This is a genomic window from Limosilactobacillus equigenerosi DSM 18793 = JCM 14505, assembly GCF_001311375.1.
GTDB lineage: Bacteria > Bacillota > Bacilli > Lactobacillales > Lactobacillaceae > Limosilactobacillus > Limosilactobacillus equigenerosi.
This window is the reverse complement of the sequence record NZ_BBAS01000008.1, coordinates 43,022-57,772: the sequence shown is the minus strand read 5'-3', so window position 1 is coordinate 57,772 and position 14,751 is coordinate 43,022. Positions and strand designations below refer to the sequence as shown.

The following is a 14,751-nucleotide window of genomic DNA, read 5'->3' as shown; positions in this document are numbered from 1 at the left end:
AAAGATGGTGATTTTTTAGGGTCTACACTTTTGAGTACTGATAGAGAAATCTGGGGTCTACACTTTTGAGTACTGATAGAGAAATCTGTCAGTGCTCTTTTTTGATACAATCAATAAAAACGTATAAAAAAGTCAACCATCAGGCAGCTATTAGCTGCATCTTGATGATTGACCTAAATATTATCTATCAGTACGGGTTGACGTAAAGCCTAAAAAAAAGAGGCTGTGACATAAGTCAGGCAACCTCTTTTAAAATCGAACAGCGCAGTAATCAAATGGGCTCGCAACGTCGGAAATCCGAACGCTGCGAGCCCTATTTTCGCTTCATTTTTAATGATATCGACGTGGTAACCGACTAGCAAAGCCCGTTAACACTTCATAATTAATCGTCTTTAGTTGATCAGCTAAATCGGTGGCCGTGATTTGTTCATCACCATCAACCCCCATTAGCGTCACCGGGGTGCCAACTGGTAATGATTCCGGCAAACGAATCATCATTTGATCCATGCAGATCCGCCCTAAGATGTCACAACGTTGGCCATTAACTAACACTTGGTAGCCGGTTAACCCACGAGCATAACCATCCGCATACCCAATCGGTAAGGTCGCCACCCATTCATCAGCTGCCGCTGTATAAGTAGCGCCATAACTCACCGATTCCCCGGCATGCAATTGTTTCACAAACGACACCGCCGTCTTAACACTCATCGCTGGATGCAGGGGCCGTGGTAATGATAAGCCCCGTCCGGATGGATTTAAACCATACATTGAAATCCCCATCCGAACCGTATTCGCCGTAATCGTCTCTGGATGCCACAACGCCGTGGCAGAGTTCGCCATATGCAAATATGGTGGTTGCTCCGTTAACGATGCCACCAATTGATTCCAGTGGTTCACTTGGCGTTCGAAGTAACTCGGATCCGCTTCATCGGCCGTCGCGAAATGCGTAAACATACCTTCAAATACAAACCCTGAATCTGCCAAGCAATCAACCATCGCCTGTAATTCAGCCGGCGTCCGAGCACCGAGCCGGCCCATTCCTGAATCAACGGCCACATGGACGGCTAATGGGCTCTTTACTAATGGCGCAATTTGGGTGGCATAAGCTTGCAACCATCCTGCGTCACTAACTGTTAATGATACTTGATGTTCAGCTGCCACCCCGGCTACTTCCACTGGGGTAACCCCAAGCACGAGGATTAGTTCTGTAATCCCCGCGGCGCGCAATTCAAGCGCTTCATCAAGGGTGGCCACACAAAAACCAGCCACTGGCACTTGCCGCAACGCTTGCGCCACTGCCACCGCGCCATGACCATAAGCATTTGCTTTCACCACGGCTAAAATCCGACTCTGGGCCGGTAATTGAGCTTGTTGTTCTTTGACATTTTGTTGGATCGCCGCTAGGTCAACTTCAACCCACGACGGTCGTAGATTAGCAATTACCATCTTCATCCTCCAAAATAATCTCAGTCATCACCAACGTCGCCGTATGACTAACACTGGCATGAGCATTGCCCGCAAAGACTGTTTGGGTCACTTCGGGTTTACCTAATTCATTATTGACGACACTGACATCTTGAAAATTAACTTGCGAACCGATTCCCGTGCCAAACGCTTGGCAAACGATTCTTTCAATGAAAACCGACTACTTAGATATTCCCAGTAGCGTTGTCCCGTTAATGCGGCCAGTTGTTGTTGTTCCGCCGGCGTTAACACTTTGGTAATAAACTGCGGATGCTTTTGAGCCGCCGTTTTGACCCGCTCAATTTCGGTTATATCAATCCCGATTCCCGCAATCATCGTTTATTCCCCCTTGTGATTAACCTTAAACCGCCGTTTGGCACCACCATTACTGCGGCGATTCCGATCACCACGGCCTTGGCCTTGCCCATGGCGCCGATTACCATTGCCACGATAGTTGCCATTCCGCTTGCCACGATGGAAGTTACCGCCATTGCTCCGACCAGACCGTTTCCGGCGTGGTAATGGTCGTTCTGGCGCAATTTTAACTGGCACTTCACTTGCATCAGCCTTCGTTAATTCATCTAACAAGGCTGCTACTAAATCAACGGCTTCATGCGTCGCTAATAATTCTTCCGCCGCCGCTAAGTACCGGGTTTGGCTGCCCGTCGCTAATTTAGCTTGGACATCACTAACGGCACTGGCTACTTGCCCCTTGAAGGCTTCTTCGGCCGTTGGTGGCTTGAGTGGTAGCATCCGCACCTTCGTTAACTTTTCAATTTCGTGTAAGTATTCCATTTCATTTGGCGTCACAAAGGTTAAGGATACCCCATGATGACCGGCCCGGCCTGTCCGACCAATCCGGTGCACGTAGCTTTCCGGATCTTGTGGAATATCGTAATTGTAAACGTGCGTCACTCCAGAAATATCAATTCCTCGGGCTGCCACATCCGTCGCAACTAAGATGTCCAACTGCCCATCTTTGAACCGTTTCATAATCTTAGAACGCCGATCTTGCGTTAAATCACCATGAATCCCGGCCGCATTGTAACCGCGAGCTAATAATCCCCGCGTTAATTCATCCACACGCCGCTTGGTCCGGCCAAAGACAATCGTCAAGTCCGGATCTTGCACGTCTAAGAGGCGCGTCATGTGATCAAACTTTTCGTAATCCTTAGCTCGAATGTAGTATTGATCCACTAAATCAGTGGTCAATTCCTTCGCCTTAATCTTCACGGTTTGTGGGTCTTGCATAAATTGCAACCCAATCCGCTTAATTTCCGGTGGCATCGTCGCTGAGAACAGCAATGTTTGACGACTGGCAGGCGTTTCATTAATGATGGCTTCAATATCATCTAAAAAGCCCATGTTTAACATTTCATCGGCTTCATCCAAGACTAAGGTTTGGAGCCGGTTTAATTGTAACGTGCCCCGTTGAATGTGATCGCGCAACCGACCTGGAGTTCCGACAATAATTTGGGGATTATTCTTTAATGACCGGATTTGCCGGCGAATGTCCGCCCCACCATACACGGCGTTCACCCGCACATGCTTTTCTTTCCCTAATTTGTATAATTCTTCTTGGGTTTGGATAGCTAATTCCCGCGTTGGTGAAATCACTAAGACTTGCACCGACCCGGATTGCGTATCTACCCGATCCAAACTTGGTAACCCAAAAGCAGCGGTCTTCCCAGTCCCCGTTTGCGCTTGACCAATCACATCGTGGCCCGCTAACACTAACGGAATCGTTTGTTCTTGAATCGGAGTTGCTTCTTCATACCCACTCCGTTGGACCGCCTTTAATAAGGGCTTTGATAAACCTAATTCACTAAAATACACTTTTTTTACCTCTATTCCGGGGTCGTTAAGTTAGCCAAAACGGTTTCTAAATGAATCCCATGACTAGCTTTTAAGACCACCATATCATCCGCTTGTAACACGGATTGCAGTTCTTGCGTCAAGGACGCTAAATCATCTTTGGCATACCAATGAACGCGCTCCATTGGATAACCATTGGTTTGCAGTTGTGCTTGCAAGGCACGCATTTCATCACCAACTAAATAAATTGCGTGGAATTTAATTGGATCAATCGCCGTAGCTAAACTCGCATGTAACGCCGCGGAAGCCGTTCCTAACTCGAGCATATCCCCGAGAACGGCAATTCGGTTCCCAGCAGTTGGTAACTGACTCACCGTTTGTAAGACTTCGCGCGCCGCCGTTGGATTGGAATTATAAACATCACTTAAAATGCGGGTTCCATTGGGAGCTGTCAGCCATTCTGACCGGTTCGCTGTCATCGCCGACGTTGCTAAGCCGTGCGCAATTTGTTCCCCACTAATTTGGAAGGCTTGACCAATTGTAACGGCCGCTAAGGCATTGCTGACGTTGTATTCACCAACCAACGGCACGGTCATGGTTAACTCCGGCCACGTATTCGTCGTAAACGATAACTGGGTTGGTTGCACCGTAACTTGGGTGGCATAAACGTCATTCGTAGCTTGGCGACCAAATTGTTTAACCGTTTGGCTCAGCGTGGCGGCCCGGCTAGTTAATAGTGGTTCATCACCATTAATGACTAACGTACCGGTCGCGGGCATGCCCGCCACAATTTCCATTTTGGCGTCAGCAATTTTATCCCGCGTGCCGAAGAATTCAATATGGGCTTCCCCAATCATGGTAATTACCGCAAAATCTGGGTGCACCAACTGACTTAATTGTTCTAATTGCCCAAAGCGATCCATCCCCATTTCAACCACGAGCACTTCGGTCCCGTCATCCATGCCAAAAATGGTTAACGGTACCCCCAGTTCGTTGTTAAAGTTTTCGGGGGTTTTAGTAACCTTAAACTTGGTAGCTAATACCGCCGCAATCAAATCTTTTGTCGTTGTTTTACCATTACTCCCCGTCACCGCCACCACTTGGGGCTTGACTTGGGCTAAGTAGGCTTTCGCAATTGTTTGCATCGCTTCCAACGGATCTGCTACTTCTAACACCGGCAGCGTCGTTGGGACCCCCGCATGCCCACGTTGCCAGAGCGTGGCTTGAGCCCCATTTTCAATGGCGGCGTCAATAAAATCATGACCATCCCGCGCTCCCGTCAAGGGCACAAATAAACTCCCGGCCGTTAATTGGCGAGTATCAAACGCCACATCGGTAATAATGATTTGTTCCCACTCCGGCGTGGCGACTGGAATTTGTAATGCGGTCGCAATGGCCGCCAACGTCATTTTCATCGTTTTATCTCCCGTCTGCATCAACTTGCTAAGCTTTCATTATACACGCATTCGCGCCTTAACGATAGGTTAAACAAAAACCGTGATTATTAAACAAGAATAATCACGGCCATATTTACATCTGTTTTAACCGGTCAATCCTGGCCTCTAGTGGCGGGTGCGTCGCAAATAAATCACTAAACTTCCGCTTCCGGCCGGCTGGATTCGTAATATACAAGGCCGCTGAATTTTGATCATAGGCTTGCATTGCGGGCGCGGTTTTTAACTTTTCCAACGCACTAATCATCCCTTGGGGGTTCCGCGTTAATTCCACGGCCCCGGCATCCGCTAAGTATTCACGGTTCCGCGACAGTGCCATTTGGGCAATTGTCGCCGCGAGGGGAGCTAAAATCACCAATAAAATGGAACCAAAAATCGCAATGACATTCACCCCATCGCGGTCGTCATCATCATCACGACCCCCGAGCCACCAAAAGTTGCTAAAGAAATTCACTAACACCGAAATGACCGTTGCTAGAGCTAAGGCAATCGTTTGCAACCGAATATCATAATTCCGTACGTGCGTCATTTCGTGGGCCATCACCCCTTCTAACTCGGAGCGGTCCATGATTTGTAATAATCCGGTGGTGGCCGCCACCGCCGCGTGAGCCGGATCATTACCCGTCGCAAAGGCATTTGGACTCGGATCATCAATAATAAAGACCCGTGGCATCGGCACTTTAGCAACCAGCGCCATATCTTCAACGATATGCCATAATTCCGGTGCTTGCTCAGCGGATTTAATTTCATGGGCGTGATTCATACTCATCACACATCCGTCGATTGCCCAATCATCATCACAATATAAATCAGGCTAACACCAAGGAAATGATAATCCCGCCCATGGCACTGCCAGCCCACAAATAACCAACGGCCGCGCCGACTAACGCCACTAACAAACTAAAACCAATAATGACATAAATCGTCCGTCGTTTATTTTGCGCAATTTGTTGATATAACATTCCTCATTCACCAACTAGTCAAAGGAAACCTTTGGCGCTTCCTTCGCACTTTCCGGCACTTGTAAGAATTCCATTGGCATGAAGTGATGGAACTTAGCCACAATATTAGCTGGGAAGGATTGAATCCGCGCATTTAAAATTGAGACCGTGCTGTTGTAAAGTTGGCGCGCGTAAGCAATCTTATTTTCCGTATTGCTCAATTCTTCCATTAATCGTGAGTATTCTTCACTCGCCTTTAAGTCAGGATAATTTTCCGCTACCGCATATAAATTGTTCAAAGCCCCGGATAATTGATCGGCGGCTGCCATTTTGGCTTGGTGGTCGGTCGTCGTCTCCACTTGTTGCCGCAATTCCGTCACAGCAGTTAACGTGGACGCTTCGTACTTTCCGTACCCCTTCACCGTTTCTAACAGGTTCGGAATTAAATCGTTGCGCCGTTGTAATTGAACATCAATTTGACTCCACGATTCTTGTCCTTGCATCCGTAGCTTCACTAACCCGTTGTAGGCCGCAATATACCAAATTACAATCACCGCAACTACGACGGCAATAATTATCATCGTCATTTTTGATTCTCCTTAAAATTCTATTTGATTAATTATACCATTGCCAGAAAACTTGCTATACTAATATTTCATAATTTAAAATAGTCTTAAGAATTTTAACCGGAGGCATTTATCATGCACGTTATTTTTGTTTGCTTAGGCAATATTTGTCGTTCCCCGATGGCCGAAGCAATGTTTCTCAAGGAATTGCAACAGCACCAATTAACCGATCAAGTTACCGTCGCCTCCGCGGCTACAAGTACGTATGAAATTGGGAATCGGCCCCACCCGTTCCCAAGCCATTATGCAAAAGTATGACCTCGATGATCGTGGGCACACCGCCCGCCAAATCAATTCAATCGACTTTGACCACGCTGATTTAATTATTGGCATGGATGATCAAAATTTAGTCGATTTAAAGCGGATGGCGCCCCAACAAGACCAACACAAAATCCATGGTATTAACGAACTCGTCGCTGGCAAGGAACATGAACCAATTCCTGACCCTTGGTACACCCACCGGTTCCAAGATACGTATGATGATTTAGCTCTCGCGATTCCAACGTGGATTGAATATGTTAAACAACAATTAAATCAATAGCAAAAGACCGTTCAGCATTTACTGAGCGGTCTTTTTAGGTATGCTACGGTTACCAAACCACCATTTAAGTTTTGAAGTTCTAAGGCAACTTAGTAACTTCGTTCGGCGGACAACCGCCTACGGCAGCATTGTAACTTCGTTCGCCGAGCAAGCTACTAGGACTAACTGAAAACACCCCTCGACGTGTTATCACGTCAAGGGACATTTCCAAGTTAGCCTAACGTCGCTTTTAACGCTCGGCTCACGACCTGGATGTAACTACGTTCGCCACGCGGAAGCCTAGTGCCTAACTATGACAAAGGCGCTGACTCTAGCATAGCTAGCGCCAACGCCTTGTCTACGTTAGTCCACGGCTTCCTTAATGCGTGGCTCACGACCTATTTATTCGTATAATTACTATCCAACGCCTTTTTCACCGCTGTTGGGGCATCGTTAATTGGATAGGACTTTTCATAGTTCCCACGAATCATCAACCGGCGTGAACCATCGCTATTACACGTGATTAACGTGATAATCTTTTCCGGCGTATCATTAACGACCTCCACCTTCGTAGCGGGAATAAAGGTCCGTTCTGACACTTCGTATTGATAAACTTTATCCATATCCGTTAAATAAATCTTTTGCCCGACCTTGGCGTGATAATACAACGGTGAGAATAAAATTTTACTCCCGTGTGCCATGTTATGACCAGCTAAGGCATAATTTCCTTGCCCCATTTGTTGATCCGGGCGCATCGTCCCGGCTGCTAAGGCCAGCGTGGTATTATCAACCCCCTTGGCAATCGGAATCGTCATGTTAATTTCAGGCATCGTAATGACCCCGATTACCTTCACGGCGGATTTATTGGCCCGAGCTTTCGCTACTGTTTGTAAGTTTAAATCATTAACATCTTTAAAATCAAAATTTGCATCCTTTGTTTGATTTTGCTTAATCGTTTGTTTCGTGACTGTTGGATGATAGTCATGCACTAAATAATCTTTGACCTGTTGATTAAAGATTAAGACTAAACTCACGGCTAATAAAATCACCACCATGACCCAACGTAAAATTTCGCGTCCCTTCATCAAATTACTCCTCATTCATTATATTAACTTGATTGTACAAAAAAAACTGGGCCAACGCCCAGTTTTGTTTGAAGTATGACTACTTGAGACCGTACTTCTTGTTGAACTTGTCCACAGCCCCATCGACTTGCGTAAACTTTTGCTTACCAGTGTAGAATGGGTGTGAGTCTGACGTAATTTCAACCCGGATTAATGGGTATTCGTTACCATCTTCCCACTTCACCGTTTCCTTTGAAGTGGCCGTAGAACCTGAGATAAATTGCTTACCAGTAGCCGTGTCTTGGAACACAACGTAGTGGTAATCTGGATGAATTCCTTGCTTCATAATAAATACTCTCCTTTGCCATGAATCATCGGCTGAATCATAGTTAATTTAACCGTTTAAGTTTATCATTTTTGGACTTAAAGCGCAAGCACTAATCGTCTTCTTCAATGGCGACGTTTGCGTTCAAGCGATTCAGTTTCCAAACAATCCGGTCATAGCCGCGTAAAATATGGTCAGCGTTATGAATAATCGTTGTCCCGTCGGCCATTAATCCAGTAATCATTAACGAAGCTCCGGCCCGAATTTCACTAGCTTGGACTTCAGCACCGGTAAAGTTAGCGGAATGATTAATTAAAATTTCCCCGTCACCAGCTTCAATTTGCATCCCGAGCTTTTGTAATTCTGGAATGTGCTTAACCCGCTTTGGATAAATTGTATCCACGACTTTACTTTGCCCATTAGCTAACGCCATCAACGGGGTTAATGGTTGTTGTAAATCAGTCGCAAACCCTGGATATGGCATCGTTTTAACAATCGTTGGTTGTAATTGACCGATGGCCGGTACATAAATCCGATCCACCCCGATTTGTAAATCAACGCCCATATCCATCATCTTACTCGTGAAGGCTTCCATGTGTTCCGGAATGACATTATTAATCATCACCCCATCACCCATCGCCGCTGCCAACGACAAGTAGGTCCCCGTTTCAATTCGGTCGGGGATAATCGTGTGCGTGTTCATCGATTGTAAGGTTTGAACCCCCGTAATCCGAATCACGTCCGTCCCAGCGCCACGAATCTTAGCCCCCATATTGTTTAAGAAGGTGGCTAAATCGACAATTTCTGGTTCCCGAGCTGCATTTTCAATCGTCGTGACCCCCTCAGCGCGAACGGCTGCCAAAATGGCATTAATCGTCCCCCCAACTGAGACCATGTCCATGAAAATCCGGGCCCCATGTAGCCCTTCCGGCGCATTCATATGGACGGTTCCATTTTCCTCGGTCACCGTCGCCCCAAGCGCCCGGAAGGCTTTGATATGTTGATCAATTGGCCGTGGTCCAATGTTATCCCCACCTGGGAATGTCACCACCGCCCGATGGAAACGACCTAACAAGGCTCCCATAAAGTAATATGAAGCCCGCAAACTCTTAATGGCTTGACTTGGTAATTCGGCTTCCACAATTTGGGTTGGATCAATATCTAATACCCCATGGGTAAAAGTCGATTTTACATTCATCGACTCCAAAATAATCATCAAATTGTGAACATCCAAAATATCTGGCACCGTATCAAATTGGACGGGCGTATCCGCTAAAATCGCCGCTGGAATTAATGCGACCGTACTGTTCTTTGCCCCACCAATCGTGACTTCACCAGCGAGTCGGTTGCCTCCTTTAATAATCATTTTTTTTCATGGTTGTATCCTCATTCCTAATTAAGCGTTACGTTAAAACGCCGAATTTAACTCAAGAATAATAATAAAGAAAAAACGGCCAAATTACAAGTTATATTTCGCCGTTTTAACTTTGTTAAATTATTCAGTTACCGCTGCCTTAACAAATGCCGCAAAGAGGCCTTCTGGACGGTTCGGCCGGGATAAAAATTCAGGGTGATATTGGGCCGCCACGAAGAACCGATTTTCCGGAATTTCTACGACTTCAACCAAGTTTCGTTCTGGGTTAACCCCTGAAATTACTAACCCGTTGGCTTCTAATTCTTCCCGGAAGGCGTTATTAAATTCATACCGGTGGCGATGGCGTTCGCTAATCATCGTTTGGTTATCATAAGCCGCTGCCGCCTTCGTACCAGGGACTAATTGACACTTGTAAGCCCCCAACCGTTGCGTCCCACCAAGATCATCTAAGTTTTGGTCCGCCATCAAGTCAATTAAATTGTGTTCCGTATTTGGATCAAATTCCGTGGAGTTAGCATCCGCATACCCAAGCACGTTACGAGCATATTCAATCACGGCCGTTTGCATCCCTAAACAAATCCCCATGTAAGGCACATCATGCGTCCGGGCATACTTGATTGTTGTAATCATTCCTTCAACCCCTCGGGAACCGAACCCACCAGGCACTAAGATACCATCATAGGCCCCTAAGATCCGTTCAGCGGCTGCATCGTCAACGATTTCTTCAGCGTTAAAGTGATCAATCTTAACTTTGGCATCAACTAAGAATCCAGCATGACGGAGAGATTCGTTAACCGAAATGTAAGCATCTTGTAAGTCAGTGTATTTGCCGACCATCGCAATCTTAACTTCCTTCGTTAAGCCGTGCTTAATGTGGTCAACCATGTTCGTCCATTCGCGCATATCTGCTTGTGGCACGTCTAAGCCAAAGTGATCAACAACTAATTGATCCATCTTTTGTGCTTGGAGCATCATTGGCACTTCGTACAATACCGGTGCATCCATGGATTCAATCACTGCTTCTGGTTCAACGTCACAGAAGTCAGCAATCTTAGCCCGCATTTCATCCGTAATATGTGCTTCAGTCCGTACGACTAAGATATTTGGTTGAATCCCTAAGCCCCGTAATTCCCGCACACTGTGTTGGGTTGGCTTCGTCTTCATTTCACCGGCCGCCCGTAACATTGGGACTAAAGTCGTGTGGATGTAAAGGACATTTTCAGCCCCCATATCCTTCTTCATTTGCCGAATGGCTTCCATGAATGGTTGTGATTCGATATCACCAACCGTTCCCCCAATTTCCGTGATAACCACTTCAGCGTCCGTACTTTCGCCGGCCCGTTGAATCTTTTCCTTAATCATGTTCGTGATGTGCGGAATCACTTGCACCGTCCGGCCAAGATAATCCCCACGCCGTTCTTTACGTAAGACTTCTGAGTAAATCTTCCCCGTGGTTACGTTGGAGTACTTGTTTAAATTGTTATCAATAAACCGTTCGTAGTGTCCCAAGTCAAGGTCCGTTTCCGTCCCATCATCCGTCACAAACACTTCCCCGTGTTGATATGGACTCATCGTCCCGGGATCGACGTTGATGTATGGATCGAATTTTTGAATGGCAATCTTTAAGCCCCGGTTCTTTAATAACCGACCTAAGGATGCGGCCACAATCCCTTTTCCTAAAGATGAAACAACCCCACCAGTTACAAAAATATACTTCGTCATGCGCTTATCTCCTTCGTTTTTTAAATGCAGCAAGGGGAAAATCAAAATAAGAAAGCTCCCTATTACTAAGAATAGGGAGCTTAAATTTGATTATTTAATCGTTGTTCCCAAGAATGGGAGCCCAATAAAAATAATACCGAGTCAACCCTTACTCGTCAAGTAAGAATTAACTAATTTTCTTCGTCTTCCAAGCTATCATCACGAAATTCAGATAATTGGTCTTCGATGTTGTGATCTTGATCATCATCTTCATCGGGGTTATCTTCATCGTAATCATCGCCGGTCGGATCCGTGTCTTCTAAATCATCATCTTCCGGATCGTCGTTATCGTAATCAATCACATCATCGTCATCACCTTCGGCTTCAGCGATAAAGGCGTTAACCTTACGTGACTTCTTAACTGGACGATCTTCTTCGTCATCGGCTTCCCCAATCGTAGCTTCATCGATTGATTCGTATGGGTACCAAGCACGCAATCCCCACGTGTTATCCCCTAAGGAGATGAAACTCCCATCAATGTTGAGGTCCGTGTAAAATTGTGACAACCGCGCCCGAATTTCTTCGTCGCTCTTGTCGAGATATTGTTGGATTTCGTTCGTTAAGTCGCAAAAGCCATTGCTTCACCATGATAAGACAAAATCGCATGCGCCACTTCAATCATTGAAAGTTCTGACTTTAATTGGCCGTCAAAAACACTTAATTCCACTTCGTGCACATCCCTTCAAAAAGTTTACTCTTTATAATACGATATTATGCTTGAAATTGCAATGTTAACTGGTACTTCCCCAGGCGGTGGCTTGATGATGTAATTCATACGCCAAGTTAACTTTCCCAATCGCATGTGTCCAATCAATTAGGGGCGCGTACGTGGTCGTCTTGACTTCTAAATTCAATTTTCCATACGCGGTTGGATATTGGACGGTCGCAGGTTGATGAGCATCAAAAATCAAAGTAGTTTGCGGATTTTTCCCGCGGGTCAACACAATTTGTTCGTCATCAAAGCGAAATTGGACCGGACTCGCCACCCCATTTTGGTGTTCCGTATAACGTAAATACCAACGGCCATTTTGTAATTGTGCTAATTGCCCCGGTTCTTCAAAGCTATATTGATCGTGTTCATCCCCAACATGTAACTTCGTTGCCAATTTTACCCGAACTGCTCGTGTTTCAACCATTTCAAAATCCTCTCTATCGGTGCATTTAACCTATTTATCCGTTATAATATAGCATGTTTAGTGGTGAAAGGGGGCGCATAATATGACATTTATTACTGAAAATTTAGCTAAAGAAAAAAAGTTTCCGGGACCCAATTCACGGTTCCATTGTCGTTGATAATCAAATTATCCTCGATCTAATTAATACACCTGAGATGCAACGTTTACGCCGGGTTAAGCAACTCGGGACAACGTCCTTAGTCTTCCACGGAGCCGAACATTCCCGGTTTGGCCATAGTTTAGGGGCTTACGAACTCGCCCGCCGGATTTGTAATCATTTACAACGAAACTATCCCACCCAAACCCCTGGGGACGGCTTATGGGACGAACACGAACGGCCGGTCGTGTTGTGTGCTGCGTTGCTCCACGACTTAGGTCATGGCCCGTATTCGCATACCTTCGAACACATTTTCAACACTGATCATGAACAAATCACCCGGCAAATTATTACTGGCTCAACTCACGTCAATCAAATTTTACGGCGGGTCAGTCCAACTTTTCCGGACCAAGTTGCGAGCGTGATTGATCATACCTATCCTAATCCGCAAGTTGTCCAACTGATTTCAAGTCAAGTTGATGTTGACCGGATTGATTATTTACAACGCGATGCTTATTATACCGGCGCAAATTACGGACTTGTTGACTTAGATCGATTGCTTGAAGTAATGCACCCATACGCCGGTGGCATCGCCTTTGAAATGTCTGGCATGCACGCAATCGAAGACTATATTGTCAGCCGGTTACAAATGTACTTACAGGTATATTTCCATCCCGTTACTCGGTCGCTCGAAGTGATTCTAGATCATCTCTTAATGCGCGCTCGGGAACTATACGAAGATCCGCAAGTACAAACCAGTTTCGAACCCGAACTTTTGCGACCTTTCTTCAATAATGATTTCACCCTCGATGATTACTTGGCCCTCGACGACGGCGTTTTAACCACGTATTTCCAACATTGGACCCACGCTAATGATCCTATTTTGCGTGATTTAGCTAACCGTTTCTTAAACCGGCAACCATTAAAATCCGTGGTTTATGATGACACCACTGCCTCGGTTTTACCAGTCCTCCGACAATTAATCGATGAGGCCGGCTTTGATAGTCATTACTATACTGATACTAATGCTAGTTATAAGCTACCTTACGACACTTACCGGCCGCTCGAAACCAATCCGCAAACCCAAATTGAATTAATCCAACCAAACGGTGAATTAGTTGAATTATCAACCCAAAGTCGGCTAGTTCAAAGTGTCAGTGGTCACAAACAAGGTGATATGCGCTTCTTCTTCCCCAAAGAACTGCTCACGACTGATAACCAAGGGGAATTATTCGATCCCATCTACACTGCTTTCCAAGCCCACCTACAAAACAATACCATTATTAAGTAACAAGGAGTTTTCCCATGAGTATTAAATTAATCGCTATCGACATCGACGGCACGTTAATCGCTGACGATCACACAATTACCCCGGCAACCAAACAAGCCATTCAAACTGCCACCCAACAAGGGATTAATATCGTCTTATGTACGGGACGCCCATTAACGGGAGTTACTAGCTATTTAGACGAACTAGGGCTGAACCACCAAAATAATGAATACGTCATTAGCTACAACGGGAGTTTAGCCCAAACAACCGCTGGGAAAACCTTAGCAAAGTATACCGTCCCCTTTGATGACATGATTGACCTTGGGGTATTTGCGCTCAAACATGGCTTAAAAATGATTTTAGAAACGGCAACTACGTTAATTGCAACGACGCAACAGATAGATCAATACGCCGTCCATGAATCAAAATTAGTCTCATTACCATTAATGTACCAATCATTAGACCAACTTGCCGCCCAAAAAGACCACTTAGAAATTAGCAAATTAATGATCACGGGTCCCAAGGACGATTTGGATCAAGTTTTGACTACCATTCCGGATGAACTTGCAGCTAAATTCAACATTGTACGGAGCGAAGATTTCTACTTAGAATTCATCAATCCGGCTGCTAGCAAAGGTAATGCCTTGCAATTAATGGGGACTGAATTAGGTATCGATCAAAGTGAAATGATGGCGTTAGGAAATGCCCAAAACGATGAATCAATGTTAGCTTACGCCGGCATTGGGGTCGCCATGGGCAACTCCATTCCAAGTACCAAGGCAGTTGCCGATTACTTGACTGATGATAATAATCACGACGGGGTCGGCAAAGCCATCGAAAAGTTCGCTTTAAACTAGGTCGCGC

At 45.7% G+C, this 14,751-nt stretch carries 11 protein-coding genes and 4 pseudogenes; 3 read left to right on the top strand and 12 right to left on the bottom strand.

Translation table 11 applies throughout. The annotated features are described in order from the left end of the window. Positions 1-330: 330 nt before the first annotated feature. The 6 genes and pseudogenes from alr to JCM14505_RS05335 form a co-directional block, all read right to left on the bottom strand. The gene (gene alr / locus JCM14505_RS05360; RefSeq protein WP_054653382.1) at positions 331-1,446 is read right to left on the bottom strand and encodes an alanine racemase; all 1,116 of its coding nucleotides are present in this window, start codon (positions 1,444-1,446) and stop codon (positions 331-333) included. Continuing rightward, positions 1,433-1,800 (bottom strand): annotated as a pseudogene (acpS, locus tag JCM14505_RS05355) (holo-ACP synthase). The gene alr and the pseudogene acpS overlap by 14 nt, the downstream one beginning before the upstream one ends. Before the next feature lie 3 nt (positions 1,801-1,803). Beyond that, positions 1,804-3,300: a degradosome RNA helicase CshA gene (gene cshA, locus JCM14505_RS05350; protein WP_054653381.1), complete on the bottom strand. Its 1,497-nt coding sequence runs from the start codon at positions 3,298-3,300 to the stop codon at positions 1,804-1,806. A gap of 11 nt (positions 3,301-3,311) precedes the next feature. Then, the gene (locus JCM14505_RS05345) at positions 3,312-4,694 is read right to left on the bottom strand and encodes a UDP-N-acetylmuramoyl-tripeptide--D-alanyl-D-alanine ligase (protein ID WP_054653393.1); all 1,383 of its coding nucleotides are present in this window, start codon (positions 4,692-4,694) and stop codon (positions 3,312-3,314) included. Positions 4,695-4,809: 115 nt separating this feature from the next. Beyond that, positions 4,810-5,695, bottom strand: a pseudogene (gene htpX / locus JCM14505_RS05340) (zinc metalloprotease HtpX). Positions 5,696-5,709: 14 nt separating this feature from the next. Next, positions 5,710-6,261: a LemA family protein gene (locus JCM14505_RS05335; RefSeq protein ID WP_054653380.1), complete on the bottom strand. Its 552-nt coding sequence runs from the start codon at positions 6,259-6,261 to the stop codon at positions 5,710-5,712. Between the two features lie 114 nt (positions 6,262-6,375). Between JCM14505_RS05335 and JCM14505_RS05330 the strand changes: the two are divergent. Continuing rightward, positions 6,376-6,841 (top strand): annotated as a pseudogene (locus JCM14505_RS05330) (low molecular weight protein-tyrosine-phosphatase). A 377-nt stretch (positions 6,842-7,218) separates the two neighbouring features. On the opposite strand, the gene JCM14505_RS05325 reads toward JCM14505_RS05330, so the two are convergent. The 6 genes and pseudogenes from JCM14505_RS05325 to JCM14505_RS05300 all read right to left on the bottom strand — a co-directional run bounded on the left by JCM14505_RS05325 (position 7,219) and on the right by JCM14505_RS05300 (position 12,481). Further along, on the bottom strand, positions 7,219-7,920 hold the full coding sequence (locus tag JCM14505_RS05325; protein ID WP_054653379.1) for a class A sortase: 702 nt from the start codon (positions 7,918-7,920) through the stop codon (positions 7,219-7,221). Positions 7,921-7,984: 64 nt separating this feature from the next. After that, the gene (locus tag JCM14505_RS05320) at positions 7,985-8,230 is read right to left on the bottom strand and encodes a type B 50S ribosomal protein L31 (RefSeq protein WP_054653378.1); all 246 of its coding nucleotides are present in this window, start codon (positions 8,228-8,230) and stop codon (positions 7,985-7,987) included. Between the two features lie 91 nt (positions 8,231-8,321). Next, positions 8,322-9,575: a UDP-N-acetylglucosamine 1-carboxyvinyltransferase gene (murA, locus tag JCM14505_RS05315; RefSeq protein ID WP_054653377.1), complete on the bottom strand. Its 1,254-nt coding sequence runs from the start codon at positions 9,573-9,575 to the stop codon at positions 8,322-8,324. 129 nt (positions 9,576-9,704) lie between these two features. Then, a complete protein-coding gene (pyrG, locus tag JCM14505_RS05310) occupies positions 9,705-11,306 on the bottom strand; it encodes a CTP synthase (RefSeq protein WP_054653376.1) in 1,602 nt (533 codons plus the stop codon). Positions 11,307-11,476: 170 nt separating this feature from the next. Further along, positions 11,477-12,012, bottom strand: a pseudogene (gene rpoE, locus JCM14505_RS05305) (DNA-directed RNA polymerase subunit delta). A 64-nt stretch (positions 12,013-12,076) separates the two neighbouring features. Further along, positions 12,077-12,481 (bottom strand): YwiB family protein, encoded by a 405-nt coding sequence (locus tag JCM14505_RS05300; protein WP_054653375.1) that lies wholly within the window; start codon positions 12,479-12,481, stop codon positions 12,077-12,079. Between the two features lie 194 nt (positions 12,482-12,675). Between JCM14505_RS05300 and JCM14505_RS05295 the strand changes: the two genes are divergently transcribed. Together JCM14505_RS05295 and JCM14505_RS05290 are read left to right on the top strand one after the other, a co-directional pair. After that, positions 12,676-13,908, top strand: a complete 1,233-nt coding sequence (locus JCM14505_RS05295; RefSeq protein WP_156249847.1) for an HD domain-containing protein — start codon at positions 12,676-12,678, stop codon at positions 13,906-13,908. A 14-nt stretch (positions 13,909-13,922) separates the two neighbouring features. Beyond that, on the top strand, positions 13,923-14,744 hold the full coding sequence (locus tag JCM14505_RS05290; protein WP_054653374.1) for a Cof-type HAD-IIB family hydrolase: 822 nt from the start codon (positions 13,923-13,925) through the stop codon (positions 14,742-14,744). Positions 14,745-14,751 lie beyond the last annotated feature (7 nt).

Excerpts from the sequence above, each read along its gene's own strand:
- JCM14505_RS05345 (WP_054653393.1), bottom strand. The coding sequence starts at position 4,694 with ATGAAAATGACGTTGGCGGCCATTGCGACCGCATTACAAATTCCAGTC.
- JCM14505_RS05325 (WP_054653379.1), bottom strand. The coding sequence starts at position 7,920 with ATGAGGAGTAATTTGATGAAGGGACGCGAAATTTTACGTTGGGTCATG.
- alr (WP_054653382.1), bottom strand. The coding sequence starts at position 1,446 with ATGGTAATTGCTAATCTACGACCGTCGTGGGTTGAAGTTGACCTAGCG.
- JCM14505_RS05290 (WP_054653374.1), top strand. The coding sequence starts at position 13,923 with ATGAGTATTAAATTAATCGCTATCGACATCGACGGCACGTTAATCGCT.
- JCM14505_RS05300 (WP_054653375.1), bottom strand. The coding sequence starts at position 12,481 with ATGGTTGAAACACGAGCAGTTCGGGTAAAATTGGCAACGAAGTTACAT.
- murA (WP_054653377.1), bottom strand. The coding sequence starts at position 9,575 with ATGATTATTAAAGGAGGCAACCGACTCGCTGGTGAAGTCACGATTGGT.
- JCM14505_RS05320 (WP_054653378.1), bottom strand. The coding sequence starts at position 8,230 with ATGAAGCAAGGAATTCATCCAGATTACCACTACGTTGTGTTCCAAGAC.
- JCM14505_RS05295 (WP_156249847.1), top strand. The coding sequence starts at position 12,676 with ATGCAACGTTTACGCCGGGTTAAGCAACTCGGGACAACGTCCTTAGTC.
- pyrG (WP_054653376.1), bottom strand. The coding sequence starts at position 11,306 with ATGACGAAGTATATTTTTGTAACTGGTGGGGTTGTTTCATCTTTAGGA.
- JCM14505_RS05335 (WP_054653380.1), bottom strand. The coding sequence starts at position 6,261 with ATGACGATGATAATTATTGCCGTCGTAGTTGCGGTGATTGTAATTTGG.